The 25696-nt window shown below is 66.2% G+C and carries 23 protein-coding genes; 15 read left to right on the forward strand and 8 right to left on the reverse strand.

The window, feature by feature from the left end; all coding sequences use genetic code 11:
- Positions 1 to 35 precede the first annotated feature (35 nt).
- Positions 36 to 1130 carry an iron-sulfur cluster carrier protein ApbC gene (gene apbC, locus HMPREF1224_RS19785; protein ID WP_003092020.1) on the reverse strand — a complete coding sequence of 365 codons (1095 nt, stop codon included), beginning with the start codon at positions 1128 to 1130 and terminating at the stop codon, positions 36 to 38.
- A 130-nt stretch (positions 1131 to 1260) separates the two neighbouring features.
- On the opposite strand from apbC, the gene metG reads away from it, so the two are divergent.
- From metG to HMPREF1224_RS19855, 15 genes are all read left to right on the forward strand, one after another.
- The gene (gene metG, locus HMPREF1224_RS19790; RefSeq protein ID WP_003113898.1) at positions 1261 to 3294 is read left to right on the forward strand and encodes a methionine--tRNA ligase; all 2034 of its coding nucleotides are present in this window, start codon (positions 1261 to 1263) and stop codon (positions 3292 to 3294) included.
- Positions 3295 to 3327: 33 nt separating this feature from the next.
- Positions 3328 to 4128, forward strand: coding sequence for a DUF4349 domain-containing protein (locus HMPREF1224_RS19795; protein ID WP_003117530.1), 801 nt, complete (start codon positions 3328 to 3330; stop codon positions 4126 to 4128).
- A gap of 86 nt (positions 4129 to 4214) precedes the next feature.
- A complete protein-coding gene (tse3, locus tag HMPREF1224_RS19800) occupies positions 4215 to 5441 on the forward strand; it encodes a type VI secretion system effector muramidase Tse3 (RefSeq protein ID WP_003092026.1) in 1227 nt (408 codons plus the stop codon).
- Positions 5438 to 5875, forward strand: a complete 438-nt coding sequence (gene tsi3, locus HMPREF1224_RS19805) for a T6SS effector muramidase immunity protein Tsi3 (RefSeq protein ID WP_003117529.1) — start codon at positions 5438 to 5440, stop codon at positions 5873 to 5875. The genes tse3 and tsi3 overlap by 4 nt, the downstream gene beginning before the upstream one ends.
- A 294-nt stretch (positions 5876 to 6169) precedes the next feature.
- Positions 6170 to 8596, forward strand: a complete 2427-nt coding sequence (gene tssI / locus HMPREF1224_RS19810) for a type VI secretion system Vgr family protein (protein WP_003147991.1) — start codon at positions 6170 to 6172, stop codon at positions 8594 to 8596.
- A 3-nt stretch (positions 8597 to 8599) separates the two neighbouring features.
- Positions 8600 to 11899 carry a phospholipase D gene (gene pldA, locus HMPREF1224_RS19815; RefSeq protein WP_003112916.1) on the forward strand — a complete coding sequence of 1100 codons (3300 nt, stop codon included), beginning with the start codon at positions 8600 to 8602 and terminating at the stop codon, positions 11897 to 11899.
- Positions 11900 to 12327: 428 nt separating this feature from the next.
- Positions 12328 to 13026 (forward strand): T6SS immunity protein Tli4 family protein, encoded by a 699-nt coding sequence (locus HMPREF1224_RS0112085; RefSeq protein WP_003109999.1) that lies wholly within the window; start codon positions 12328 to 12330, stop codon positions 13024 to 13026.
- Positions 13027 to 13204: 178 nt separating this feature from the next.
- Positions 13205 to 13789 carry an electron transport complex subunit RsxA gene (gene rsxA, locus HMPREF1224_RS19820; RefSeq protein ID WP_003092041.1) on the forward strand — a complete coding sequence of 195 codons (585 nt, stop codon included), beginning with the start codon at positions 13205 to 13207 and terminating at the stop codon, positions 13787 to 13789.
- Complete coding sequence (gene rsxB / locus HMPREF1224_RS19825) at positions 13786 to 14352, forward strand: electron transport complex subunit RsxB (protein WP_003092043.1); 567 nt, start codon at positions 13786 to 13788, stop codon at positions 14350 to 14352. Before rsxA ends, rsxB begins: the two co-directional genes overlap by 4 nt.
- Positions 14349 to 16673, forward strand: a complete 2325-nt coding sequence (gene rsxC, locus HMPREF1224_RS19830; RefSeq protein ID WP_010793280.1) for an electron transport complex subunit RsxC — start codon at positions 14349 to 14351, stop codon at positions 16671 to 16673. Before rsxB ends, rsxC begins: the two co-directional genes overlap by 4 nt.
- Positions 16674 to 16675: 2 nt before the next feature.
- Complete coding sequence (locus tag HMPREF1224_RS19835) at positions 16676 to 17710, forward strand: RnfABCDGE type electron transport complex subunit D (protein WP_010793281.1); 1035 nt, start codon at positions 16676 to 16678, stop codon at positions 17708 to 17710.
- Positions 17710 to 18354, forward strand: coding sequence for an electron transport complex subunit RsxG (rsxG, locus tag HMPREF1224_RS19840; protein WP_003092047.1), 645 nt, complete (start codon positions 17710 to 17712; stop codon positions 18352 to 18354). Before HMPREF1224_RS19835 ends, rsxG begins: the two co-directional genes overlap by 1 nt.
- Positions 18347 to 19063, forward strand: a complete 717-nt coding sequence (locus tag HMPREF1224_RS19845) for an electron transport complex subunit E (RefSeq protein WP_003107418.1) — start codon at positions 18347 to 18349, stop codon at positions 19061 to 19063. Before rsxG ends, HMPREF1224_RS19845 begins: the two co-directional genes overlap by 8 nt.
- Positions 19060 to 19698 (forward strand): endonuclease III, encoded by a 639-nt coding sequence (gene nth / locus HMPREF1224_RS19850; RefSeq protein WP_003092050.1) that lies wholly within the window; start codon positions 19060 to 19062, stop codon positions 19696 to 19698. Before HMPREF1224_RS19845 ends, nth begins: the two co-directional genes overlap by 4 nt.
- Before the next feature lie 108 nt (positions 19699 to 19806).
- Positions 19807 to 19986 (forward strand): PA3496 family putative envelope integrity protein, encoded by a 180-nt coding sequence (locus tag HMPREF1224_RS19855; RefSeq protein ID WP_003092052.1) that lies wholly within the window; start codon positions 19807 to 19809, stop codon positions 19984 to 19986.
- Positions 19987 to 20046: 60 nt separating this feature from the next.
- Here HMPREF1224_RS19855 and HMPREF1224_RS19860 read toward each other — a convergent pair whose 3' ends face one another.
- The 7 genes from HMPREF1224_RS19860 to HMPREF1224_RS19890 form a co-directional block, all read right to left on the reverse strand.
- Complete coding sequence (locus HMPREF1224_RS19860) at positions 20047 to 21267, reverse strand: hypothetical protein (RefSeq protein ID WP_003163207.1); 1221 nt, start codon at positions 21265 to 21267, stop codon at positions 20047 to 20049.
- A 468-nt stretch (positions 21268 to 21735) separates the two neighbouring features.
- Complete coding sequence (locus HMPREF1224_RS19865; RefSeq protein ID WP_003163206.1) at positions 21736 to 22692, reverse strand: PDR/VanB family oxidoreductase; 957 nt, start codon at positions 22690 to 22692, stop codon at positions 21736 to 21738.
- Between the two features lie 14 nt (positions 22693 to 22706).
- Positions 22707 to 23141, reverse strand: coding sequence for a RidA family protein (locus tag HMPREF1224_RS19870; protein ID WP_003112911.1), 435 nt, complete (start codon positions 23139 to 23141; stop codon positions 22707 to 22709).
- Positions 23138 to 24157 carry an aromatic ring-hydroxylating oxygenase subunit alpha gene (locus tag HMPREF1224_RS19875; RefSeq protein ID WP_010793283.1) on the reverse strand — a complete coding sequence of 340 codons (1020 nt, stop codon included), beginning with the start codon at positions 24155 to 24157 and terminating at the stop codon, positions 23138 to 23140. Before HMPREF1224_RS19875 ends, HMPREF1224_RS19870 begins: the two co-directional genes overlap by 4 nt.
- A gap of 22 nt (positions 24158 to 24179) precedes the next feature.
- A complete protein-coding gene (locus HMPREF1224_RS19880) occupies positions 24180 to 24398 on the reverse strand; it encodes a recombinase-like helix-turn-helix domain-containing protein (protein WP_003112909.1) in 219 nt (72 codons plus the stop codon).
- A gap of 1 nt (position 24399) precedes the next feature.
- Positions 24400 to 24717, reverse strand: coding sequence for a hypothetical protein (locus HMPREF1224_RS19885; protein ID WP_010793284.1), 318 nt, complete (start codon positions 24715 to 24717; stop codon positions 24400 to 24402).
- 7 nt (positions 24718 to 24724) lie between these two features.
- Positions 24725 to 25690: a VOC family protein gene (locus HMPREF1224_RS19890; RefSeq protein ID WP_003453560.1), complete on the reverse strand. Its 966-nt coding sequence runs from the start codon at positions 25688 to 25690 to the stop codon at positions 24725 to 24727.
- Positions 25691 to 25696 lie beyond the last annotated feature (6 nt).

Consider the following 25696-nt stretch of genomic DNA (forward strand, 5'->3'; position numbering starts at 1 on the left):
CAAAGGCAGCCGTCGCCGACGGCTGCCCGATCGCCTCAGTCGTCGCTGATGCTGATGTTCGGCAGGCCGACGCTGGCCCGCTCGCTGAGAACGATGCGCGCGCCGACATGGCGGGCGATTTCCTGGTAGAGCATCGCCAGTTGGCTTTCCGGGTCGGCGATCACCGTCGGCCGGCCGCTGTCGGCCTGGGTGCGGATGGCGATCGACAGCGGCATGGACGCCAGCAGCTCGACGCCGAACTGCGCCGCCAGCTTCTCGCCGCCGCCCTCGCCGAACAGGTGCTCGGCATGGCCGCAGTTGGAGCAGATATGCACCGCCATGTTCTCCACCACGCCGAGCACCGGGATGTTCACCTTGCGGAACATCTCCACGCCCTTCTTCGCGTCGAGCAGCGCCAGATCCTGCGGGGTGGTGACGATCACCGCGCCGGCCACCGGCACCTTCTGCGCCAGGGTCAGCTGGATGTCGCCGGTGCCCGGCGGCATGTCCACCACCAGGTAGTCGAGGTTGTCCCAGGCGGTCTGGGTGATCAGCTGGATCAGGGCGCCGGAGACCATCGGCCCGCGCCAGACCACCGGCGTGCTGTCGTCGGTGAGGAAGGCCATCGACATCACCTGTACCCCGTGCGCCTCCAGGGGCTCGAACCACTTCTGCTCGCGGACCTTCGGCCGGGTGCCTTCCGGCAGGCCGAACATGATGCCCTGGCTGGGTCCGTAGATGTCCGCGTCGAGGATGCCCACCCGCGCACCCTCGCGGGCCAAGGCCAGGGCCAGGTTGGCGGCGGTGGTGGACTTGCCGACGCCGCCCTTGCCGGAAGCCACCGCGACGATGTTCTTCACGTTGCCCATCACCTCGACCTGCGGCTGTGCCTTGTGCGGCTGGATCACGCAGTCGACCCGGACCTCGGCGCGAGCGACGCCGTCGAGCGCCTCCAGGGCCATTTGCAGGGTTTGCGCCAGGCCGTTTCTGAACAGCCCGGCGGCGTACCCCAGTTCCAGGCGCACCCGCACGCGGTCGCCCTGGATCTCCACCTCGCGCAGGCAGCCGGCGCTGACGGGGTCCTGGTTCAGATAGGGGTCCTGGTACTGGCGGAGGGTGGCTTCCACCGTTTGGCGAGTGATAGCGGACATGGGGGATTTCCTGAGGGTTAAGCGGGGAATCGATGCTGGTCATCCTACCCGAGTGGCGCGCGGATGAAAAAAAACCGCCGCTTCTTTATAGTGACCGATCCGTTTAGCTCTCAGCCGATAAGCCGAACCCATGTCCGAACCACGCAAGATCCTCGTTACCAGCGCCCTCCCCTACGCCAACGGTTCCATTCACCTGGGACACATGCTGGAGTACATCCAGACGGACATGTGGGTGCGCTTCCAGAAGATGCGTGGCAACCAGGCCGTCTACGTCTGCGCCGACGACGCCCACGGTTCGGCGATCATGCTCCGCGCCGAGCGCGAGGGCATCACCTCCGAGCAACTGATCGACGCCGTGCGCGCCGAGCACATGGGCGACTTCGCCGACTTCCTGGTGGACTTCGACAACTACCACTCGACCCACTCGGAAGAGAACCGCGAGCTGTCCAGCGCGATCTACCTGAAACTGCGCGACGCCGGGCACATCGACACCCGCCCGGTGACCCAGTACTTCGACCCGGAAAAGCAGATGTTCCTGGCCGACCGCTTCATCAAGGGCACCTGCCCGAAGTGCGGCACCGCCGACCAGTACGGCGACAACTGCGAGGCCTGCGGCGCGACCTACGCCCCGACCGAACTGAAGGACCCGAAATCGGCGATCTCCGGCGCCACCCCGGTGCTCAAGGAATCGCTGCACTACTTCTTCAAGCTGCCGGACTTCGAGGCCATGCTCAAGCAATGGACCCGCAGCGGCGCCCTTCAGGAGTCGGTGGCCAACAAGCTCGCCGAATGGCTGGACAGCGGCCTCCAGCAGTGGGACATCTCGCGTGACGCGCCGTACTTCGGCTTCGAGATTCCCGACGCTCCCGGCAAGTACTTCTACGTCTGGCTGGACGCGCCGATCGGCTACATGGCCAGCTTCAAGAACCTCTGCGCGCGGCGTCCCGAGCTGGACTTCGACGCGTTCTGGGGCAAGGACTCCGGCGCCGAGCTGTACCACTTCATCGGCAAGGACATCGTCAACTTCCACGCGCTGTTCTGGCCGGCCATGCTCGAAGGCGCCGGCTACCGCAAGCCGACCGCGCTGAACGTGCACGGCTACCTGACCGTGAACGGCCAGAAGATGTCCAAGTCGCGCGGCACCTTCGTCAAGGCGCGCACCTACCTCGACCACCTGGACCCGGAATACCTGCGCTACTACTACGCGTCCAAGCTCGGCCGCGGCGTCGAGGACCTCGACCTGAACCTCGAGGACTTCGTGCAGAAGGTCAACTCCGACCTGGTCGGCAAGGTCGTCAACATCGCCAGCCGCTGCGCCGGCTTCATCCACAAGGGCAACGCCGGCGTGCTGGTCGGCGCCGATCCGGCGCCGGAGCTGCTCGCCGCCTTCCGCGAGGCCGCCCCGGGAATCGCCGAGGCCTATGAGGCCCGCGACTTCAATCGCGCCATGCGCGAGATCATGGCCCTCGCCGACCGCGCCAACGCCTGGATCGCCGAACAGGCGCCCTGGGCGCTGGCCAAGCAGGAAGGCCAGCAGGACAAGGTCCAGGCCGTCTGCGGCCTGGGCATCAACCTGTTCCGCCAGTTGGTGATCTTCCTCAAGCCGGTGCTGCCGAAGCTGGCCGCCGCCGCCGAAGCCTTCCTCAACGTCGCCCCGCTGACCTGGGCCGACCACCAGACCCTGCTGGCCAACCACCAGTTGAACCCGTTCCAGCCCCTGATGACCCGTATCGAGCCCGCGAAAGTAGAAGCCATGATCGAAGCCTCCAAGGAAGACCTCGCCGCCGCATCCCAACCCGCCGGCAACGGCGAGCTGGTCAAGGAACCCATCGCCGCGGAGATCGACTTCGACGCTTTCGCCGCGGTCGACCTGCGCATCGCCCTGATCGAGAAGTGCGAATTCGTCGAAGGCGCCGACAAGCTGCTGCGCCTGTCGCTGGACATCGGCGACGCGAAGCGTAACGTGTTCTCCGGGATCAAGAGCGCATATCCCGACCCGAGTGCCCTGGAAGGCCGCCTGACGCTCTATGTGGCCAACCTGGCGCCGCGCAAGATGAAGTTCGGGGTGTCCGAGGGCATGGTCCTGGCCGCCGGCCCGGGTGGCGAGGAGATCTACCTGCTGAGTCCGGACAGCGGAGCCAAGCCGGGCCAGCGCGTCAAGTAACGCAGACCACGAAGCCACGGAGGGCTCGATAGAATGAACGCATGGAAGCTTGCCGCCGGCGTCCTGCTGGCGGCGCTCTACGGATGCTCCGCCGAACACGCCGAAAGCGTCTCCGGCAATGCCGGTTTCCAGGGCGAGACGGGCAAACCCGGCACCGCCCTCGCCTACGAACACCGCGTCGGCATCCGCCTTCCCGCCGCGCGTATCGACGCGCAACTCGCCGCCAGCCGCGACGCCTGCAACAGCGAGCGCTTCGGCCAGTGCGACGTGCTCGCCATCGAACAACGCGGCGGTATCGGCCATTACGCCGAACTCACCGTGCGCATCGTCCCGGACGGCGTGGAGAAGCTGGTCGCGGCCGCTGCCGAGGGCGGCACGCTGGAAAGCCGGCAGACCCGCGCCGAGGACCTGGCCCAGGCGGTCGCCGACACCCGCCAGCAACGCGAGCGCCTGCAACGCGAGTACCAGACCCTGCAGCAATACCAGGGGCGCAAGGACATGAGCGTCGGCGACCTGCTGGCCCTGGCCAAGGAAATCGCCGCGGTGGAAGCCCAACTGGCCGACAACGCCCAGGCCGGCGCCCAGCAGCAGCGGCGCATCGCCACCAACCTGCTGACCCTGAGCTTCAGCAGCGAGGCGCAGCCGGACAGCCGCCTCGGCCAGCTCGCCACGGCCGCCGGGCAACTGCTCGACGACCTTGTCGATGGCACCATCGCCGCGATGAAATTCTTCGCCTACAGCCTGCCGTTCCTCGTCGTGCTGCTGCCGCTGGGCCTGTTGCTGCGCGGCCTGTGGCGCTGGCTGCGGCGGCCCGGCAAGAACGAGGCGCGCTGAGCCCAGGCATACGGGCGGACCGGGAGGGTCCGCTCTTTCGCCCAGGACCGCCTGACGGGCCTGGCAACTCACAAGGAGGAAGACCGATGACCGCCACCAGCGACCTGATCGAGTCACTGATTTCCTATAGCTGGGACGACTGGCAGGTGACCCGCCAGGAAGCCCGCCGGGTGATCGCCGCGATCCGCAACGACAACGTGCCCGATGCGACCATCGCCGCACTCGACAAGAGCGGCTCGCTGATCAAGCTGTTCCAGCGGGTGGGCCCGCCGGAACTGGCGCGCTCGCTGATCGCCAGCATCGCCGGGCGCACCACCATGCAGCGCTACCAGGCACGCAATGCCTTGATCCGCAGCCTGATCAACAATCCCCTGGGCACCCAGACCGACAACTGGATCTACTTCCCCACCATCACCTTCTTCGACATCTGCGCCGACCTCGCCGACGCCGCTGGCCGCCTGGGCTTCGCCGCGGCCGGCGCCACCGGGGTGGCCAGCCAGGCGATCCAGGGTCCGTTCAGCGGGGTCGGCGCCACCGGCGTCAATCCGACCGACCTGCCGTCCATTGCCTTCGGCGACCAGCTCAAGCTGCTCAACAAGGACCCGGCGACCGTCACCAAGTACAGCAACCCGCTCGGCGACCTGGGCGCCTACCTGAGCCAGCTTTCGCCGCAAGACAAGCTGAACCAGGCACAGACGCTGGTCGGCCAGCCGATCAGCACGCTGTTCCCCGACGCCTATCCGGGCAACCCGCCGTCGCGGGCCAAGGTCATGTCCGCGGCCGCGCGCAAGTACGACCTGACGCCGCAACTGATCGGCGCGATCATCCTCGCCGAGCAGCGTGACCAGACCCGCGACGAAGACGCCAAGGACTATCAGGCGGCAGTCAGCATCAAGAGCGCCAACACCTCCATCGGCCTCGGCCAGGTAGTGGTCTCCACCGCGATCAAGTACGAGCTGTTCACCGACCTGCTCGGCCAGCCGGTGCGCCGCGGCCTGTCGCGCAAGGCGGTCGCCACCCTGCTGGCTTCCGACGAATTCAACATCTTCGCCACCGCCCGTTACATCCGCTACGTCGCCAACCTCGCGTCGCAACAGGACCTGCGCAAGCTGCCGAAGACCCGCGGCGCATTTCCCTCCATCGATCTCCGCGCCTACGCCGGCAATCCGCGCAACTGGCCGCGGGACAATGTCCGCGCGCTGGCCTCGGAATACACCTCGCGGCCCTGGGACGACAACCTGTCGCCGGGCTGGCCGATGTTCGTCGACGATGCCTACGCCACCTTCCTCGACCCTGGAATGAGGTTCCCATGAAGACAGTCGCCCTGATTCTCGCCAGCCTCGCCCTGCTGGCCTGCACCGCGGAGTCCGGGGTGGACTTCGACAAGACCCTGACCCACCCGAACGGGCTGGTGGTGGAGCGCCCCGTCGGCTTCGACGCGCGGCGCAGCGCCGAGGGCTTCCGCTTCGACGAAGGCGGCAAGCTGCGCAACCCACGCCAACTGGAGGTCCAGCGCCGGGACGCGCCGCCCCCGACCGACCTGGCGAGCAGGCGCCTGGGCGACGGCGAGGCGCGCTACAAGGTAGAGGAAGACGACGGCGGCTCCGCAGGCAGCGAATACCGCCTGTGGGCAGCCAAGCCGGCGGGCGCGCGGTGGATCGTGGTCAGCGCCAGCGAGCAGAGCGAGGATGGCGAACCGACCTTCGCCCTGGCCTGGGCGCTGCTGGAGCGGGCCAGGTTGCAATAGAACCGCTCTCTGCGGAGTGCCGGACGCTCCGTGGAACCTCCGTCGATCCGGGCGGAGCAGCATCCTGCTCGGGTTGCGGTAGCGCTTTTTCGCTCAGTCTGCGCCCATCGGATTTTCCCTGAAATATTTTGTTTCATAGTACTGAGACTCAGGCGCGCCGCGGTTTTCCGGCGATGTGCGCAACAATTTGCACAGTTTTTTTGACGTAGCATCCGCGCGATCACGCACTTCGGATCGAGCACGGCGAACAGGGACGCCAGCCGTGCAGGTTTTTCGAGAAACAGGGGACAGCGGATGTTCAACCCGGCCAACCAGACCCACTTCAGCCTCAGCCTCGACGGCCTCCGTCACGACCTGCAGGTTCTCGAATTCAGCGGCCACGAAGGCATCAGCCGGCCCTACCGCTTCGAACTCGAACTGGTCAGCGAGCGCGCCGGCCTCGACCTCGAAGCGCTCATGCACCGACCCGCCTTCCTCGCCTTCACCCCGCAGGGCCAGGGTGTCCACGGCCTGGTCTACGGCGCTGCCCAGGGCGATGCCGGCAAGCGCCTGACCCGCTATCGCCTCACCCTCGTCCCACACCTGGCCTACCTCGCCCAGCGCAACAACCAGCGGATCTTCCAGCACCTCACGGTGCCGCAGATCGTCGCCCTGATCCTCGAGGAGCACGGCATCCTCGCCGACGCCTACCGCTTCCAGCTCGGCACCCGGTATCCCGAGCGCGAATACTGCGTGCAGTACGACGAAAGCGACCTGCATTTCGTCCAGCGCCTCTGTGCCGAAGAGGGCATCCATTTCCATTTCCGGCACAGCGCCGAGGCGCACCTGCTGGTGTTCGGCGACGACCAGACGGTGTTCCCCCGCCTGGGCCGTCCCACCGCCTACGTGCACGACAGCGGGCTGGTCGCCGACGAACCGGTGATCAAGCGCTTCAGCCTGCGCCTGGCCAGCCGCACCACGCGCACCACTCGCCGCGACTACGACTTCGAGAAGCCGCGGCTGCTGCTGGAGGCCGGCAATCGCCCCGCTGCCGACGCCCCGGCCGAGCCGGACCTGGAGGACTACGACTACCCCGGTCGCTTCGTCGATCGCCAGCGCGGCAAGCTGCTCAGCCAGCGCGCCCTGGAGCGCCACCGCGCCGACCGGCGCCTGGGCGAAGGGGTCAGCGACCAGCCGCTGCTGGTCAGCGGGCACTTCCTGGAGATCGCCGAGCACCCGCGCGCGGAGTGGAACGACCTGTGGCTGCTCAGCGAAGTCTTCCACGAAGGCAAGCAGCCGCAGGTGCTGGAAGAGAACGTTACCTCCGACACGTCGGCCAGCACGGACGACTTCCAGCAGGGCTACCGCAACCGCTTCCTCGCGACGCCCTGGGAGGTGTTCTTCCGCCCGCCGCTGGAGCACCCGAAGCCGCGCGTGCTGGGCAGCCAGACCGCGGTGGTGACCGGCCCGCCAGGCGAGGAAATCCACTGCGACCGCTACGGCCGGGTCAGGGTGCAGTTCCACTGGGACCGCGAGGGGCAGGGCGACGACAAGAGCAGTTGCTGGCTGCGCGTAGCCAGCGGTTGGGCCGGCAACGGCTATGGCGGCATCGTCATTCCGCGGGTCGGCATGGAAGTGCTGGTGGACTTCCTCGAAGGCGATCCCGACCAGCCGCTGGTCAGCGGCTGCGTCTACCACGCCGCCCACCCGGTGCCCTACGAGTTGCCGGCGAACCAGACCCGCAGCGTCTTCAAGAGCCTCAGCAGCCCTGGCGGCGATGGCTACAACGAGCTGCGCATCGAGGATCGCAAGGGCCAGGAACAGATCTTCGTCCATGCCCAGCGCGACTGGGACGAGAACATCGAGCATGACCAGAAGATCCGCGTCGGCCACGAACGCCACGACACCGTGGAGGCGAACAGCTACAGCGAGTTCAAGGCCGAGGAGCATCACACCGTGCACGGAGAGCGCAAGGTCGAGCTGAAGGCCGATGACCACCTGACGGTCGGCGACAGCCAGCACGTGAAGCTCGGTCGTGCCTACCTGGCCAGGGCCGGGCGCGAGATCCACCTGAAGGCCGGGCAGAAGATGGTGATCGAGGCTGACAGCGAACTGACGGTGAAGGCCGGCGGCAGCTTCATCCGGCTCGACGCAAGCGGCATCGCCATCAGCGGCCCGCTGGCACGGATCAATGCAGGCGGCGCACCGGGAAGCGGCTCGGGGATCGCGATCAAGATGCCGTTGACGCCGGGGGCGGCGGACGCCGATGTCGCAGGACGCCCGCTACAACCCGCCAACGCCGGTCTCCACGCCAGCGATCCGAAGCAGAACGGCGAATACCGCTTCGATATCCGTTTGCAGGATATTCCCGGAGACGAAGGATTCCCCTTGATTCATACGCCCTGGCGCATCGTCCAGGGTAAGGAGCACAACCTGGTATTGGAAGGCGAGAGCGACGAGAAGGGACGGTTGGTGCTGGACGACACTCAACAGCGTCAGCTATCGAACGCCTGCGAGCGTGCGCCTGGCGATGTCTGGCTGGTGTATCCGGGGCAACGAATAGGCATCCGTCCGCATCGGGAGCGTGAGGGTTGGGACGCCACGCGCCACGCGCTGGGCGCGCTGGACTTCCATGACACCCTGGGCGGCCAGCGCGCGCCCACCCCGCTCGAACACCAGCGCGGCAAGCTCGACAGTTGCTGCGAAGGCGACCTTTATTCCCACCTACTGGCCAAGGACTGATCCATGTTGCAGAAGAAGCCCTACAACGGCCTCCACGAAAAGGAACTCAACCAGATCAACCAGCAGGATGGCAGCCCCTGCGTAGCCATTTCCGCACCGGGCTGTTTCATCAAGGGGTCCAACCTCTTTTCCGAAAAGCGGGCCGGTAACCGGGTCCGCTTCTTCACCACCGGCCGGGACTACTTCAGCGACCTGGCCAGCGCCCTCGACAGCGCCAGTTCGAGCATCTTCATCACCGGCTGGCAGGTCAACTACGACGTCCTCCTCGACGGCCGCCGCAGCCTCTGGCAGTGCCTGCGCCAGGCGCTGGAGCGCTCGCCCGCGCTGAAGGTCTACGTGATGCCCTGGCTCAGCCCTTCCGGCAGCCTCGGCACCTATGACTTCGAAACCATGCTCGCGGTGTTCCAGCTCAACGCCGGACTCGAGGGCGGCGCGCGCGCCTTCTGTACGCCGGCGATCCAGCAGAGCGACATGCAGGGACTGGGCGTCGCCTTCTCCCACCACCAGAAATCCGTGGTGATCGACAACCGCATCGGCTATGTCGGCGGGATCGACCTTGCCTATGGCCGTCGCGACGACAACGATTTCAGCCTCGACGCCTCCGGGCGCCGGGGCAACGACGCCTATAATCCCGGCCTACCGCATCTTGGCTGGATGGCGGAGGACGAACACGTCAGCTCCATGGGCCTGATGATGGCCACCCTGTTCGACCTTTCCAGGCCGCTCGCCAGCCTGACGCTGCATGCGCCCACCCTTCGCCTGTCGCCCTTCCCGCACATCGCCGCCAGCGACGAACCGCTGCTGAGCATTCCCCTCGCACCCAGCCGCGCCCGCGCCCTCAACGGCGCCGCCTACCTTTCCGACCTGTTCCGCAGCCCGATGCTGCCCTCCCTGCAATGGCTCGGCCGCGCCTACAACAGCTCGAAAGAAGGCCTGGACGAAGGCTTCGAACGGCTCGATGCGCTCAGGCGGCAGATGGTCGCCAGCAGCATCCGCGCCATTGCCAACCTGATCGCCGACAACCTCGACGCCCTGCCCATCGAGCCTGAACTCGAACGCCGCCTGCGCGCCTGGCTGGAGGAACTGCGCACGGCCGCGCTCAACCTGCCGGAAGCCCTGCGGATCAAGAGCCTGCTCCTGATCAACCAGTGGATGAGCGAAACCGAACTGGGCCAGGTCCTGACCCTGATCAGCGGCAAGGGCTTCGAAGATATCCCGCAGAACCTGAGCGGCAAGGCCGGCGAGTTGGCCGGCTCGCTGTTCTGGACACTCCACAGGCTGATGCAGGCTCGCGCCGGAGGCCACCAGCAACCCTATCGCTACCTGGACGAAGCGCCTCAGCCATTGGCCTCGCCGGACAACGCCCGGCTGGCCGCCGACCAGCCGCGCATGCCCTGGCAGGATGTGCATTGCCGCATCGAAGGGCCGTCGGTGTACGACCTGGCGCGCAACTTCATCGACCGCTGGAACGGCCAGCAGGCCTACCTGGCCAAGACGCCGGCGCTACAGGATACGGCGCTGGTACGCAGCGCCCTGGAAGCCGTGATGAAGTGGCTGAACAGCCTGGCCGCCGCCGCGGGATTGGAGAACTACCTGGACGAGAAGCGCAACCTCCGGCTCGAACTGGACCCACCCACGCCCTGCTGGATCAACGCGCCGGAACAGTTGCCGCAAGAGCCGGAGGTGCGCCGCGGCGGCATGACCGTACAGGTACTGCGCAGCGCCGCGGCGCGCATGCTCGAACAGGAGCAGGCCGGCCGCCTCGGCGCGGGAGTGAACCTGCCCTTGCAGGTCGGCGTCTCCACCGAAGGAGTCCAGAGCAACTGCAAGGACGCCATGCTCCTGGCGATTTCCGGGGCGCAGCAGTTCATCTATATCGAGAACCAGTTCTTCCAGAGCGAGTTCGGCAAGGAAGGCGAAGTTTTCAAGGATCTGCCCCTTTCAGGCCCCATGGCCAGTCTGCGCGACGTTGGCAGCCTGCGACGCGACTTCGTCGTCCGGATACGCTTGGAGGAAGCCCTGGAGCAGCGCGACCTCTGGCTGCTGGACTGGGCCGAAGTGGAGAAGATCGCCCAGGAGCCTGGCACCGAGGCCCGCCAGTTCCTCAAGTCGATGCTCGCCATGTGGGGCGTGAACGCCCAGGGCTGGCTCACCCACAAGCTCGGCGAAGCCCAGCACGGCCTGCTCAACGAGATCGGCGAAGCCCTGGCGCGGCGCATCGAACGGGCCATCCAGCGCGAGCACCCGTTCCACGTCTACCTGGTCCTGCCGGTGCACCCGGAGGGCGCGCTGAACGTGCCGAACATCATGCACCAGGTGCACCTGACCCAGCAGAGCCTGGTGTTCGGCGAACAGAGCCTGGTCAAGCGCATTCAGCGGCAGATGGCGCTCAAGGCCCTGGAAGGCAAGTCCGACCCGGCCCAGGCCCGGGAAATCATCGAGCGCAAGGACGCTCGCGGTCGCCCGGTCTACGAACAGCAGGACTGGAGCCGCTACCTGACCCTGCTCAACCTGCGCACCTGGGCGGTGCTCGGCGGGCGGGTGGTCACCGAACAGATCTACGTGCACAGCAAGCTGCTGATCGCCGACGACCGGGTGGCCATCCTCGGCAGCGCCAATATCAACGACCGCAGCCTGCAAGGCGAGCGCGACTCCGAGCTGGCGGTGATGGTGCGCGACAGCGAGCCGCTGACGGTCAGGCTGGACGGCAAGAACGACGCCATCGTCGGCAAGGCCATCCACCAGTTGCGGGTGAATTTGTGGAAGAAGCATTTTGGCTTGAGCCAGGGGCCAGGCGGTTTCGTCAAGCCGGCCAGCGAGTTGAGTGCTTATCTGTCCATCCCGGCGGCTCAAGAGGCCTGGGAAGCTATACAAACATTAGCCAAGGAGAATACTCGTGCCTATGAACGGACTTTCAATTTTATTCCCCAAAATATCAGCCAGACTCAACTGCAACTGACTCCAGAGCCGCCTAAAGGATTTGAGGACGGATTTCCCGCCTCCATATGGCCCACCTGGGCATACAGAAAACCTGGCGAGTTAAGGGCGGGCGGACAACTGATGGAGCCGATGCCATATCAGGAAATCTTCTGGCGCTCATCTAATCTCACTTCGGTGAAAACCTTCCCACCACCCAACGGGGTTTCCGGTTTCATCACGGCTCTACCAACCAGTTGGACCCGTGGTGAGCGCAATGATTCTGGCTTGAATCTAAGCATCCTGGCACATCAGGACAGCAGATCGCTTCCCACCCAGGTCGCCATGAATGGAGATAGCTCGGCACAAGGAAAGCATCGCACATGAAAAGGGTTTTGATGGGGCTTATCCTATTGAGCAGCTCGAATATAACTTGGGCAGAAGCCCCCTCAAGTAAATACCAGGAGTGTCTGGGTCGAATGACCTTCGAGATACCGGAGGAGATGGAGTGGGCAACTTATGATGCCTCACGAGTCTGGCAGATATCCAAAGGGGGGGGGCATAACTTTACCGCCGAGGTGACCGCCGTAGGTGACAACGGCAGCTATGACTACGACAGTATGATTTTTTACGTTTCCGAAAAGGTTGATAAAAATGAATTCCATAACGCCTCAAACTACATAAAAGGAACAGCAGAAATATACCAAGACCATCTTAGAGAAAACATAAAACTAGATAAGAAAGCAATAAGTACGCTCCAAAAAAACAAGAGCGAAGAGAAAAGTATTGAACGGATAAAAAAAGGAATCGCAGAAATGGAGGCCAAGATTCCTCTCGCCAAGATCTACGAACACGATCTCGGCATCCCCGACTCCCATATCCTTGGCAGCAAGAATATCCCCTTCCATGTCCTGCTCTGGCGCAACCAGCGGGTCTATTACTTCACCTTCTCCAAGCCGACCGAGAACTCCGCCCAGCGCATCAAGGACCTAATCGCCCGTTTCCGCACCCGCGAGCTTTACGAAGTGCCGAACGAACCGGGCATCTGCTTCCCCTACGGCTTTATCGCCGACGACGGCAAGACCGCCTACGAATTGAAGAACAGCCTGCGTTTCACCCGCACGCCCAACGTGATCTTCAGCCTGCTCACCGCCTCGGCCAACGATCCCTGGCAGACCCGTCCCACCAGCGGCCTCTACGACAGCGACTTCCGTCCCGGCTACGACCGGCAGAAATGGAAAAAAAGCGCGCTGCTCGACAGCCTCCACATCGGCAAGCGCCTGGCCGCCTTCGAAGGCTGGCGCCTCGACCCGCGCCCCGACTCCGGCGAACGGGAACGCGCCTGGTTCGGCCTGGCCCATACAGGCGGCACCCTCGATCCGCTGGTAGCGATCCAGGTGCAGACCTTCCAGAAAGGCACCGACGACCTCACCGACTACACCCCGCCCCCCGAAGAAGTACTGCCCCGCCTGAAGGCCCTGAGCCAAAGCATCGAGCAGCGGCTGGCGCGCTGAAACCCACATCGCGGGCACTTGCACGAGCCTCCGCCATGGACCATGGGTCCTGGCGGCGCCTGCGACTGACTGGGTTGCCATGCCAAACTGCGAAGGTACGCTAGCCTTGCAGGGCAATCCCACCCGATAATAGGGGATTTCCCCCGACGGCCCCGGCCCTGCAACGAATGCTTCGCGTATGACTGAACTCGCCCTGATCCTGGTCAGCGCCATCCTGGTCAACAACTTTGTCCTGGTGCAGTTCCTCGGCCTGTGCCCGTTCATGGGCGTGTCGCGGAAGATCGAGACGGCCATCGGCCTGTCCCTCGCCACCACCTTCGTCCTGACCCTGGCGGCGATGTGCAGCCATATCCTGCAACGCTACGTGCTGCGCCCGCTGGACCTGGAGTACCTGCGCACCATCGGCTTTATCCTGGTGATCGCGGTGGTGGTGCAGTTCACCGAGATGCTGGTGAAGAAGACCAGCCCGCTGCTGTACCGGGTGCTCGGCATCTTCCTGCCGCTGATCACCACCAATTGCATCGTCCTCGGCGTCGCCCTGCTCAACGCCAACAAGGCTGAATACGGCTTCCTCCAGGCCACTACCCAGGGCTTCGGCGCCGGGCTGGGCTTTTCCCTGGTGCTGGTGCTGTTCGCCGCCCTGCGCGAGCGCATCGCCATCGCCGACGTGCCGGCGCCGTTCCGCGGCGCGGCCATCGGCATGATCACCGCCGGCCTGATGTCGCTGGCGTTCATGGGCTTCAGTGGGTTGGTCCGGCCATGAACGGCGTGTTCCTGGCGATCGGCGCGCTGCTGCCGATCTGCCTGGCCGGCGGTGCGCTGCTCGGCTATGCGGCGGTGCGCTTCCGCGTCCAGGGCGATCCGGTCGCCGAGCAGGTCAACGCCCTGTTGCCGCAGACCCAGTGCGGCCAGTGTGGCTACCCCGGCTGCAAGCCCTACGCCGAGGCGATCGCCGCCGGCGACAAGATCAACAAGTGCCCGCCGGGCGGCGAAGCGACCATCCGCGCCCTCGCCGACCTGCTCGACCTGGAGCCCGAGCCGCTCGACGCCGCCGAGGAAACCCCGCCGCGGGTAGCCTACATCCGCGAGGCCGAATGCATCGGCTGCACCAAGTGCATCCAGGCCTGCCCGGTGGACGCCATCGTCGGCGCCGCACGGCTGATGCACACGGTGATCGCCGACGAATGCACCGGTTGCGACCTGTGCCTGGAGCCCTGTCCGGTGGACTGCATCGAGATGCGCGAAACCCCAGACGACGTGCGCCACTGGAAATGGCCGCAGCCGTCGCCGCGACTGATCGCCAGCGACCGGGAGCGAGCGGCATGAGCACCCTGCACGCCTTCCCCGGTGGCCTCTGCCTGCCGGCCAACAAGGAGCGCTCCACCGCCCTGCCGATCCAGCAGGCGCCGCTGGCGCAGCGCTACATCGTGCCGCTCGGCCAGCACATGGGCGCGCCGGCGCGACCTTGCGTGGAAGTCGGCCAGGCCGTACTCAAGGGCCAGACCATCGCCCTCCCGGACGGCACCGTCAGCGCCGCGCTGCATGCCCCGACCTCGGGTACCGTGGTGGCGATCGGCGCACACCCCTATCCGCATGCCTCCGGTCTTCCCGCGCCGGCCATCGTCATCGCCAGCGACGGCCTGGAGCGCTGGACCGAGCTGCATCCCTGCCCGGACTTCCGCGCCGAAAGTCCGCTGGCGTTGCTCGAACGCATCCGCGCGGCCGGCATCGGCGGTCTCGGCGGCGCCGGCTTCCCCACCGCGGCCAAGCTCGCCGCGCGCCCGGCGGAAAAGATCCATACGCTGGTGGTGAACGGCGCCGAATGCGAGCCCTACATCAGCGCCGACGACCTGCTCATGCGCGAGCGCGCCACGCAGGTGCTGGGCGGCATCGATATCCTGGTGCAGATCCTGTGCCCCGAAGAGGTGCTGGTCGGCATCGAGGACGACAAACCGGAAGCCATCGCCGCCCTCGGCGCCGCCCTCGGTGAACGGCCCTATCGCATCGTCGCCCTGCCGACCCGCTATCCCTCGGGCGGCGAGCGCCAGCTGATCCAGTTGCTCACCGGCAGGGAAGTCCCGGCGGACGGCCTGCCGGCGGACATCGGCATCCTGTGCCAGAACGTCGGCACCCTGGCCGCCGTGCACGATGCCGTCGTCCTCGGTCGGCCGCTGATCTCGCGGATCACTACCCTCGCCGGCGGCGCCCTGGAGCGGCCGATGAACGTCGAGGCGCTGATCGGTACGCCGGTACACGAGTTGCTGGCGTTCGCCGGCCTCGCCGAGGGACGCCTGGAACGCGTGCTGATGGGCGGGCCGATGATGGGCTTCGCCCTGCCCGATCTCTCGGTGCCGCTGATCAAGACCTGCAACTGCCTGCTCGCCGGCGATGCCACGGAGCTGCCGGAACCAGTGCCGGCCATGCCCTGTATCCGCTGCGGCGACTGCGCCCAGGTCTGCCCCGTCAGCCTGCTGCCACAACAACTGCATTTCTTCGCCCTGGGCGACGAGCACGAGCAATTGCTCGCCCACAACCTGTTCGATTGCATCGAATGCGGCGCCTGCGCCTACGTCTGCCCGTCGAGCATTCCCCTGGTGCAGTACTACCGCGCGTCCAAGGCGGAGATCCGCGAGCAGCGGCAGAAGCTGCTGAAGGCCGAACAATCCCGTGAGCGTTTCGAGCAACGCCAGGCTCGCCTGCGCCGCGACGAGGAGCGCCGGGCCGCAGAACGCGCCCAACGCGCGGAGAAGGCCGCGCTGGCGCGCGCCGCCCAGGCCGAGCGCGAGGAAGCCGCCCCCGCCACGGCGGTCGACCCGGTGCAGGCGGCGATCGAGCGGGCCAGGGCGCGCAAGCAGGCCGGTAGCGGCAGCGAACGGCTGAAACGGCTGAAGATCGAAGCGAGCATGGCGCGGGTGGCCCTGAAGAAGGCCGAGAAACAGTTGCTCAGCCACGACACCCCGGAACAGCATGGCCTGGTCGCGGAACTGCGCGCCGCCGCCGAGGCCGCCGACAAGGCCCTGGCCGATGCCGAAGCCAGCCTGCCGCGCGACCTACCCAGCGCACCGCCTGCCGCGCTCGACGACGAAGCCGAACTGAAGAAGGCCAAGGCCCAGGCCGCCATGGCCCGCGCCCAGCTCAAGCGCTCGGAAAAGGCCTTCGGCGAAGCGCCCGGCGCCGAGCAACGGGCGACCCTCGACGAACTGCGCGCCGAGGTCGAGCGTTGCGAAGCCACCCTGGCCCGCCTCGAGCGTCACGCGCCGAAGCCCGCGGCGCCCGGCGACGACGGCCAGGCGGCGCTGAAGCGGGCGAAGATCGCCCTGGTCGGCAAGCGCGCGGCCTTGAAGAAGGCCGAGCAGGCCGGGGTGATGGACAGCGAGCTGGAACGCCTGCGCGGCGAGCTGCAAGCCGCCGAGCGCGACCTGCATGCCGCCGAGGACGCCTGCGGCAAGCCGGCGCCGGAGCTGGTGCGGATCGACAAGCGCCCGGTCGACCCGCGCACCCGCGAGCTGAAGACCGAGCTGGCCTACGCCCGCGCCGCCCTGAAGAAGCTCGAACGCCTGGCGAACGCCGACGCCGCCGCACTCGCCGCCGCCCGCGCGCGCCTGAGCGCCGCCGAGCGCGCCCTGACCGAACACGGCACGGAGTGACCATGGCCCTGCCCCGCCCCACCTCGCCCCACGCCCGCGGCTCCAACCGTACCCCGGCGATCATGCGCCTGGTGCTCGGCGCCTGCGTCCCCGGCCTGCTGACGCTGACCTGGCTGTACGGCCCGGGCACCCTGCTCAACCTGGCCTGGGCCAGCCTCGTCGCGCTGGCCTGCGAAGCCGCCATGCTGGCCCTGCGCAAACGTCCGCCGGGGGTGTTCCTCAAGGACGGCAGCGCGCTGGTCACCGCCCTGTTGCTGGCAGTCGCCCTGCCGCCCTACGCCCCCTGGTGGCTGACCCTGGTGGCGACCTTCTTCGCCCTGGTATTCGGCAAGCACCTGTACGGTGGCCTCGGACAGAACCCGTTCAACCCGGCGATGCTCGGCTACGTCGTGGCGCTGGTCTCGTTTCCCCTGGAAATGACCCGCTGGCCCTCGCCGGACAGCGCCCTCGGCCTGCCCGACAGCCTCCGCGAATTCCTCGGCCTCGCTAGCCGGCCGGACGCCTGGGCCCACGCCACCGCCCTCGACGTGCTGAAGACCGACCGCAGCCTGACCGTCGATGAGCTGTTCGCCGGCAACCCGGCCTTCGGCCACCTCGGTAGCGCCGGCAGCGAGTGGGTCAACCTGGCGTTCCTCCTCGGCGGCCTGTTCCTGCTCTGGCGCCGGCTGTTCACCTGGCACGCGCCGCTGGGCATGCTCGCCGGCCTGTTCGCCATGAGCCTGCTGTTCTGGAATGGTTCCGGCTCCGATTCCCATGGCTCGCCACTGTTCCATCTGTTCAGCGGGGCGACCATGCTCGGCGCCTTCTTCATCGTCACCGACCCGGTGTCCGGCGCCACCAGCAATCGCGGGCGGCTGGTCTTCGGCCTCGGCGTCGGCGTCCTCACCTACGTCATCCGCACCTGGGGCGGCTATCCCGATGGCGTGGCGTTCGCCGTGCTGCTGATGAACCTGGCGGCGCCGACCATCGACTACTACACCCGGCCGCGCACCTACGGCCATCGCAAGGCCGAGCGCGGCTTCAAGGCAGGCGACTGATGGACGCCGCGACTCGCCGTTCGATGCTGCGCAACGCCCTCCTGCTCGGGCTCTTCGCCCTGGTCGGGGTGGGCCTGGTGGCCCTGGTGCAGCAATTCACAGAAGCGCGCATCGCCGAAGCCCAGCGCGAGGCGCGCGGCCGCGCCCTGCTGGAACTGCTGCCGCCGGGCAGCTACGACAACCATCCGCTGGACAGCCAGGTGCCAACCTTCGCGCCGAAGCTGCTCGGCCTGGATGCGCCGCGTCCGGCCTATGTCGCCCGCCTGCACGGCCAGGCCAGCGCAGTCATCCTCCAGGCCAGCGCGCCGGATGGCTACAGCGGCGCCATCCAGCTACTGGTCGGGGTCACCGCCCAAGGCCGGCTGCTCGGCGTGCGGGTCGTCGCGCACAAGGAAACCCCCGGCCTCGGCGACCGCATCGAACTGGCCAAGAGTCCCTGGGTGCACGGTTTCGACGGCAAGAGCCTGGGCGATCCGGCGGACGCCGGCTGGGCGGTGAAGAAGGACGGCGGTACGTTCGACCAGTTCGCCGGCGCCACCGTCACCCCGCGCGCCGTGGTCCGCGCCGTGCACAAGGCGCTGCGCTACTTCGACGCCAACCGCGAACGCCTGCTCGCCCCCGAAGAGGCTGCCGGACATGAGTGAACAAGATTTCCGCGAGATCGCCCGCAACGGCCTGTGGCGCAACAACCCGGGTCTGGTCCAGTTGCTCGGCCTGTGCCCGCTGCTGGGCACCAGCAACTCGACGGTCAACGCCCTCGGCCTGGGCCTGGCCACCATGCTCGTGCTGGCCTGCTCCAATGCCGCGGTATCGTTGGTGCGCGGCGCGGTGAGCGAGGCGATCCGGCTGCCGGCGTTCGTCATGATCATCGCCGTGCTGACCACCTGCATCGAACTGCTGATGCAGGCCTGGACCTACGAGCTGTACCAGGTCCTCGGCATCTTCATCCCGCTGATCACCACCAACTGCGTGATCCTCGGTCGCGCCGAGGCCTTCGCGGCGAAGAACGGCGTGCTGCGCGCCAGCTTCGACGGACTGCTGATGGGCCTCGGCTTCGCCCTGGTCCTGCTGGTCCTCGGCGGCCTGCGCGAGCTGCTCGGCCAGGGTACCCTGCTGGCCGACATGCACTTGCTGTTCGGCCCGGCGGCGGCGGACTGGAAGATCCAGCCGTTCCCGCAGTACCAGGGCTTCCTGCTGGCGATCCTGCCGCCGGGCGCGTTCATCATGCTCGGCCTGCTGATCGCCCTGAAGAACCGTATCGATGAAAGCCTGGCGGAACGCGCCAAGGTGCAGGCGGGCGACGTACCCGCCACCCAGCGCCAGCGCGTCCGCGTCACCGGAGTGATTGAATGAATGCCGCCAAGCGCGCGGAGATCTTCCGCCGACTGCACGAAGACAACCCCGAGCCAAGGACCGAACTGGCCTACACCACCCCCTTCGAACTGCTCATCGCGGTGATCCTCTCCGCCCAGGCCACCGACGTCGGGGTGAACAAGGCCACCGCCCGCCTCTATCCGGTGGCCAACACCCCCGAGGCGATCCACGCCCTCGGCGTCGAGGGGCTGTCGGAGTACATCAAGACCATCGGCCTCTACAACAGCAAGGCGAAGAACGTCATCGAAACCTGCCGCATCCTCATCGAAAAGCACGGCGGCCAGGTCCCCGACAACCGCGAGGACCTCGAAGCCCTGCCCGGGGTTGGCCGCAAGACCGCCAACGTGGTGCTCAACACCGCCTTCCGGCAACTGGCCATGGCGGTGGACACGCATATCTTCCGCGTCGCCAACCGCACCGGCATAGCACCGGGAAAGAACGTTCTGGAGGTGGAGAAGAAACTGCTGAAGTTCGTGCCGCGCGAGTACCTGCTCGATGCCCACCACTGGCTGATCCTGCATGGCCGCTACGTCTGCAAGGCGCGCAAGCCGCAATGCGGAAGCTGCCGGATCGAGGACCTGTGCGAATACAAGCACAAGACTTCAGACGATTGATCAACTATTCGAAATCCTATCTTTACGATTGAAAAAATCTTTTTTACCAGCCACGGCTTTGTCGCTATAAGGTGCGCCATTACCACCCCATAAGTTGGAGTGAATGTCATGGCAAAAGCCAAAGAAGAACTCGAGATCGACGACGAAGCCGGCGTTGAAGAGGATGACGGCGAGGAAACCAGCGTCGAGGTGGCCAAGACCAACCTGACCAAGCGTCGCATCATCGACAACCTGCTGGAAGAACGCCGCCTGCAGCGCCAGTTGTCGGACTACGACTTCGACCTGTGAGAGCGCCGCCCACACCGCAAGCAAGCCCCGCAATTGGCGGGGCTTCGTTTTTTCCGCCGTTCAGAAGTAGTAGCCGATGTTCAGGTTGGTGCGGAATATCCACTCGTTGCTGCGCGACGAACTGGTGCTGCTGAAGCCCGTGCCGCTCTCGGCACCGCCGTAGGGATTGGCGTTGCGTCCCCAGGTGAAGTCCAGCCAGCCCATGATCGGCAAGGCGAAGAACTGCACCCCTGCGGTATACATCTGCGAGTCGTCCCAGCCGGCCTTGTCCTTGAACATGCGGCTGTAGTCGTTGTAGAAGCGCAGCTTCTTCAGCATGCCCAGGTTCGGCGTCGGCACGTCGTAGGCGACGTTGAAGGACGCCACCGAGGCCCTGGCGGCCATCAGGTAGGCCGGGGTCAGGCCGTTGGTACCCATGAGTACCACGTCGTCGCTGACGCCCGCCGGGTTCTTCGGATCGAAAGCGTAGCGAATGGCTTCGCCGCTGAACGTCCAGTTGCCGGCGTTGAGCACGCCATGCAACCCCGCCGCCCAGTAGCGGCCATCGTCCCTGGTGGTCGCGTTGTACAGGCGCGAGGCCGCCAGCGACGCGCCCAACTCGCTTTTCCAGCCATCTCCGGCGAGATTACGGGCGACCCGCAGGTTGAGCTGGTCACGTTTCTCGTTGTCCTGCCGCGAATGAATCGCCGCGACCGCGTTGTCGTCCAGGTCGGTATAACGGCCGACTTCCGGCGAATAGCGCACACCGCCCGGCAGCATCCGTGGGAAATAGCCGGCCTGGACATGCCAGTCGGCGTCCTTGTAGACGTACTTGGCGCCGCTGCCGGCGCTGACCCCGTAGCCCAGGAAGAACGGGATGTGGTAGCTCCAGCCGAACTGCGGATAGGGCTCCAGGCCGAACGGCTTGAACGGCGCGCCCAATTGCAGGCTGGATAGGTCGCTGAAGCGATAGCCGACGAAGCCGCGGTCGATGGCCCGCTTGCCGTCGTCCTGGAACCAGTAGCCGAGGTCGGAAAAGAAGTCCTCGTGGGTTGCCTGGATATCCAGGCGGAAGGTATCGAACAGTAGGCGGCCATTGTTTTCCGTGCTCTTCCAGTGTTCGTCGCGGTAGTTCACCCGCAGCGCGCCGCCGATATCCAGGCTGCTGCGCCCGTCGTCGCTGCGCAGGCCGACATGCGGGAAAGGCTTGCCGGTCTTCGACGCCTCGGACGGCGGCGAAGCGGCCAGGGCCGAAAGACTGGAAAGAAGAAGTACGGGGAACAGCGGATGGGTTTTCATCATGACCTCGTCTGCGAGTGCGCCAAGGCAGCGTTTTTTCGAGCAAGCCGAACCCCTTCGGCGAACTTCGCCGACAGCGCGGGTGGCCTTGGATAGTTGGTTTCCGGTTGCTCTTGTTTTTTATTTTTCCCGGCCGTCGGAACGGCCTCGGTTGTGTTATCGCTCCGCACTTCGTTTCATATGCGGCACAACGTTTCGAGCATTAACCATGCCAGTGCAAGAACAATCTCATAAAACAAAAAAATCCTTTAAATACAGTTGTTTATATATTAAACGCGCAACTTCTTTTCACCCTCGAAACAGGCTCTTGGCAAGGTAACGAAAACGCCCGAAGCGGGTGCGTAGAAAGATCACGGTGACACTTTTCGTCCCCCCGGAACGCTATTCCAGCCTTGGCCGGGCTCGATCCCCAGGCAAAAAAAACCGGCGTTACAAACGCCGGTCCAAAGGCAACGCGGGAATAACCGGGGATCAGAGGTCGAGCACCAGGCGCGATCCCTTGCAGCCGGACACGCAGACCATCATGGTCTGGTTGGCGATCTTTTCCGCCTTGGTCAGGACGCCGTCGCGATGCTCCGGCTCGCCTTCCAGCACACGGGTCTCGCAGGAACCGCAAACGCCCTCGCGGCAACTGCAATCGACCACCACGCCAGCTTCCAGCAGGGCGTCGAGCAACGACTTGCCGCTCGGCACCTCGATGCTCGTGCCGCTGCGCGCCAGGCGCACTTCGTAGCTGCCCTGGGGCGCCGCCGGGGCCTGGGGCGCGGCGGCGAAGCGCTCGATGTGCACATGCGGATGGCCAAGGCGTTCGCAGTGCGTCTCGAAGGCATCGATCATCGGGGTCGGCCCGCAACAGTAGAAATGCGCGGTGGACGCCCGTGCGCCAAGGAAGGCGCCGAGATCCATGGGGCCGCCCTTCTCGTCGTCGAAATGCAGCTGGATAGCGGCATCGCTGGCGGCCAGTTCTTCGACGAAGGCGGCTTCCTGGCGCGAGCGCGCGCAGTAGAGCAGTTCCACCGAACGTCCCAGCGCACGCAGGCGGTTGAACATGCAGTAGATCGGCGTCACGCCGATGCCACCGGCCACCAGTACGCTGTGCGCAGCGTTTTCCTCCAGCGGGAACAGGTTGCGCGGCCGGGATATCTGCAATTGCATGCCGACCCGCAGGCTATCGTGGACGAACGCGGAGCCGCCGCGGCTGCCGCGATCACGCAGGATGCCGAGCACATAGCGGCCGCAGTCCTCCGGCGAGTTGAGCAGCGAGTAGCTGCGCACCAGGCCGTTGGGCAGGTGCAGGTCGATATGCGCGCCGGCGCTGAATGGCGGAAAGACCTGGTCGCCCTGCGGGCGCAGTTCGACGCCGAGGATACCCTGCGCCTCGAAGCGCAGGGTATGGACGAAGGCCGCCAGTCTGTTGTCGTGAGTCATCTTCTACCTCGCTTTCAGGCTTCGTCGCAGTTCGCCAGGTCGATATCGAGGCGCGCCCAGGCGTCGATCTCCACCAGCAGTTCGGGAAACACCAGGCCGCTCACCTCGACCAGGGTGGAGGCGGGAAAAGTGCCCTGGCCGGCGAAGAACTCCTGCCGCGCGCGCCCAATAGCGTCCTTGTCGGCGATGCGGGTGACGTAGACGTTGAGCTTGTAGAGGTTGCCGACATGGCCTCCCGCCGCCTCCAGCAGCGCCTTCACCTTGCCCAGCACCACCAGGGCCTGGGCATGGGCGTCGAGCGCGGCGCCGCGCTCGGCGGCCTGGCGGGTGGCCGGGTGCGCGGTCATGCCGGACATCACCAGCTCCTCTCCCACCAGCAGGGCATTGGACCAGCTTGCATCCGGCAGGTCGGGTAGCGCCGCGGCGCGGATCCGGCGTACGGCGGTCACAGTTGCCGGGCCTCGATCAGTTCCAGCTGGGCCTTGGCCAGGTTCTTCAGGTGCCGCCGCAGGCGCACCAGGCCGAGGTCGTGCTGGTAGAGGTTCTCCCGCTGGTTGGCGTCCGGCTCCATGAATTCGAGCATTTCCCGGTCCTGCTCCAGCACCGCCCAGTGACGCGCCTCCAGGCGGTTCCTGTAGAGGAACCGCCAGGTGTCACGCTGCCAGCCGGTGAGCGGCCGGCAACGCCAGTGGAACACCGCGCAGAGGTCGCGGGCGATCGGCGTGTAACTGCCGACGATATGGAAGTTGCCACCCGGGCCGCCGGTCTTCGGATAGGGAATCTCCAGGCGCATCCAGTGCATCCCGGTGTCGGCCCATTCGGTCCAGTCGAAGTTGACCCCGCGCTGGCCGTCCTTCTCGAAGATGAAGCCGGTGTCGGTGTCGCGGGTGACGAAGCGTGCCTGGCTTTCGCCCTCGGACATGGAGTGCGACTGCTTGTGCAGGTAGGTGCCGTGCATGGGGTCCATGACGTTGTCCAGCACGTAGCGGTAGTCGCCGCGCCACTCGGTATAGCAGAGGAAGTGGGAAAACTCGGGGTCGGTCAGTTGCTCGGGCAGCACCAGCGGCGGGGCTTCCTCGACATTGCCCGCCGAGTTGTACAGCCACACGGCGCCGGCCGCCTCGGTGATGTGGAAGAAGCGCGTGGCCTGGCTGCCTTCCAGCTTGCAGCCGGGGCTGCCGGGCACGCGGGCGGTAACGCCGTCGCAGCGCACTTCCACGCCGTGGTAGGGGCATTGCAGGCGGTCGCCCAGGTTCACCCCGCGCGACAGCGGCGCGCCACGGTGCGGGCAATGGTCTTCGAGGGCATGCAGGGTGCCGTCGGTATCGCGCCAGACGGCCAGCTTGTAGCCCAGGCGGCGCAGGGACACCGGCTTGTCCTCGATGAAGCCCACCGGGCAGATCGGGTACCAGAGGTTCTTCAGGCCGTTGGCGAGAAGCTGTTCAACAGGGTTCACGGTGCTCATAGCGGTTTCCTCTCGGGGGAATTCACGCGCCCAGGCGGGCCATCAGGGTCTTGTAGGCTTCCTCGGTCCAGGGACCGCCGCCCGGGCAGGTCGGGCCGGCCTGGTTGAGGTAGCCGAGCAGCCCCGGCAGGTCGTGCAGGCCGGCGGCGTAGGCGCGCTCGATGGAATCGCCGAGCAGGTCTTCGAAGGCGTTCGGCTCGCGGGTACGGGCCTGATGGGGTTCGAGGTAACGGTCTTGCATGTCATTGGCCTCCAGTGCGGACCCGTTCGCGGATGGTTTCGCGAACCGGGACGAAGTCGTAGGTCGGGTAGCATTCGGTGCGGAACACGCCCCAGGCGGAGCGCTCCAGTTCGACGTTGACGCGTGGCAGCAGGGCCGGCGGCAGGCGCAGGGTGACGATCTGGCCGAGGCCCATGGCGACGGTCCAAGAAACGATCGCCACGCCCTCTCCCGGAAAGCGCTCCCACCAGTCCATGGCCTTCATGCGGGCCTGGATCTCGTCGAGATTCTTCGACTGGTCGTGCCGGAGCAGCACGGTCAGCAACAAGGTGTCGCTCATGCTCGTCTCAACTCCTGGGTTTGTCGGTGAGGAACCGGCCCTGCGGTGCCTCGACGCTTTTCTGTCGCCGGGTATTGCCGTCCAGGCCACCGGCGATGGCCCATTCGGCGAATACCGTAGGGCCAGGTTCGAACTCGCGGGCCTGCCACTCGCCGGTCAGTTGGTCCTCGTCGGCGTAGTACTCGACGAGGGCGCCGGCGGGGTTCCGGAAGTACCAGAAGTACGCCGAGGACACCGGATGCCGACCCGGGCCGATCTCGGTATCCCAGCCGCAGCGGGCGATGTGCATGCCGCCGCCGAACACCTCATGGATATCGCGCACGGTGAACGCCACGTGGTTCAGGCCGGCGCGCGGTTGCGGCAGTTGCAGCATGAACAGGTCGTGGTGGCCGCCCTCCTCCGCGCAACGCAGGAAGGCGCCGCGATTCGGATAGCGATCGGAGCAGACGAAGCCGAAGCGCTCGCGGTAGAAGCGTTCGCAGGCGTTGACGTCCTTGACGAAGAACACCACGTGGCCGACTTCGACGGGCTGCGCACGTTCGTAGATGGGGCTGGCCTGGTTGATCCGGCCCTTGAACTGCCAGGTGTTGGACTGGCCGCAGGCCACCTGGATGTCGCGTTTACGGGTGACCTGCAAGCGCACGGCCAGACCGTTCGGGTCGGTGCAGCCGATACGGCCCTCGCCCTCGATGAAGCCGGGATCATTGGCGATGCGCTCGGCGTACAGCTTGAGGTCCGCCTCGCTCTCCACGCCCCAAACCACTTCACGCAGGGTCGAGCCTTCCTCGATGGCCGGCGGCAGGCCGGGCTTGTCCCGCGCCGCGACTATCACGCGGCAGCCGTTGAGGCTTTCGAAGACCACCTGGTCCTCGCTCGCCTCGACCTGCGCCAGGCCCCAGTCGGCGAAGAAACGCGCGCTGGTGGCCAGGTCTTCCACGCCGTAGGTGATTTCGTCGATTCCCGATACGCTCATCGCGTC

The organism is Pseudomonas sp. P179 (assembly GCF_000478485.2).
Lineage (GTDB): Bacteria > Pseudomonadota > Gammaproteobacteria > Pseudomonadales > Pseudomonadaceae > Pseudomonas > Pseudomonas aeruginosa.

Coding starts and splice junctions, on each gene's coding strand:
- HMPREF1224_RS19835 (WP_010793281.1), top strand. CDS start 16,676: ATGGCCCTGCCCCGCCCCACCTCGCCCCACGCCCGCGGCTCCAACCGT.
- HMPREF1224_RS19795 (WP_003117530.1), top strand. CDS start 3,328: ATGAACGCATGGAAGCTTGCCGCCGGCGTCCTGCTGGCGGCGCTCTAC.
- metG (WP_003113898.1), top strand. CDS start 1,261: ATGTCCGAACCACGCAAGATCCTCGTTACCAGCGCCCTCCCCTACGCC.
- HMPREF1224_RS19885 (WP_010793284.1), bottom strand. CDS start 24,717: ATGAGCGACACCTTGTTGCTGACCGTGCTGCTCCGGCACGACCAGTCG.
- rsxG (WP_003092047.1), top strand. CDS start 17,710: ATGGACGCCGCGACTCGCCGTTCGATGCTGCGCAACGCCCTCCTGCTC.
- HMPREF1224_RS19855 (WP_003092052.1), top strand. CDS start 19,807: ATGGCAAAAGCCAAAGAAGAACTCGAGATCGACGACGAAGCCGGCGTT.
- HMPREF1224_RS19860 (WP_003163207.1), bottom strand. CDS start 21,267: ATGATGAAAACCCATCCGCTGTTCCCCGTACTTCTTCTTTCCAGTCTT.
- tse3 (WP_003092026.1), top strand. CDS start 4,215: ATGACCGCCACCAGCGACCTGATCGAGTCACTGATTTCCTATAGCTGG.
- HMPREF1224_RS0112085 (WP_003109999.1), top strand. CDS start 12,328: ATGGAGGCCAAGATTCCTCTCGCCAAGATCTACGAACACGATCTCGGC.
- HMPREF1224_RS19865 (WP_003163206.1), bottom strand. CDS start 22,692: ATGACTCACGACAACAGACTGGCGGCCTTCGTCCATACCCTGCGCTTC.
- HMPREF1224_RS19890 (WP_003453560.1), bottom strand. CDS start 25,690: ATGAGCGTATCGGGAATCGACGAAATCACCTACGGCGTGGAAGACCTG.
- pldA (WP_003112916.1), top strand. CDS start 8,600: ATGTTGCAGAAGAAGCCCTACAACGGCCTCCACGAAAAGGAACTCAAC.
- HMPREF1224_RS19875 (WP_010793283.1), bottom strand. CDS start 24,157: ATGAGCACCGTGAACCCTGTTGAACAGCTTCTCGCCAACGGCCTGAAG.
- HMPREF1224_RS19845 (WP_003107418.1), top strand. CDS start 18,347: ATGAGTGAACAAGATTTCCGCGAGATCGCCCGCAACGGCCTGTGGCGC.
- nth (WP_003092050.1), top strand. CDS start 19,060: ATGAATGCCGCCAAGCGCGCGGAGATCTTCCGCCGACTGCACGAAGAC.
- tsi3 (WP_003117529.1), top strand. CDS start 5,438: ATGAAGACAGTCGCCCTGATTCTCGCCAGCCTCGCCCTGCTGGCCTGC.
- apbC (WP_003092020.1), bottom strand. CDS start 1,130: ATGTCCGCTATCACTCGCCAAACGGTGGAAGCCACCCTCCGCCAGTAC.
- rsxC (WP_010793280.1), top strand. CDS start 14,349: ATGAGCACCCTGCACGCCTTCCCCGGTGGCCTCTGCCTGCCGGCCAAC.
- HMPREF1224_RS19880 (WP_003112909.1), bottom strand. CDS start 24,398: ATGCAAGACCGTTACCTCGAACCCCATCAGGCCCGTACCCGCGAGCCG.
- rsxB (WP_003092043.1), top strand. CDS start 13,786: ATGAACGGCGTGTTCCTGGCGATCGGCGCGCTGCTGCCGATCTGCCTG.
- rsxA (WP_003092041.1), top strand. CDS start 13,205: ATGACTGAACTCGCCCTGATCCTGGTCAGCGCCATCCTGGTCAACAAC.
- tssI (WP_003147991.1), top strand. CDS start 6,170: ATGTTCAACCCGGCCAACCAGACCCACTTCAGCCTCAGCCTCGACGGC.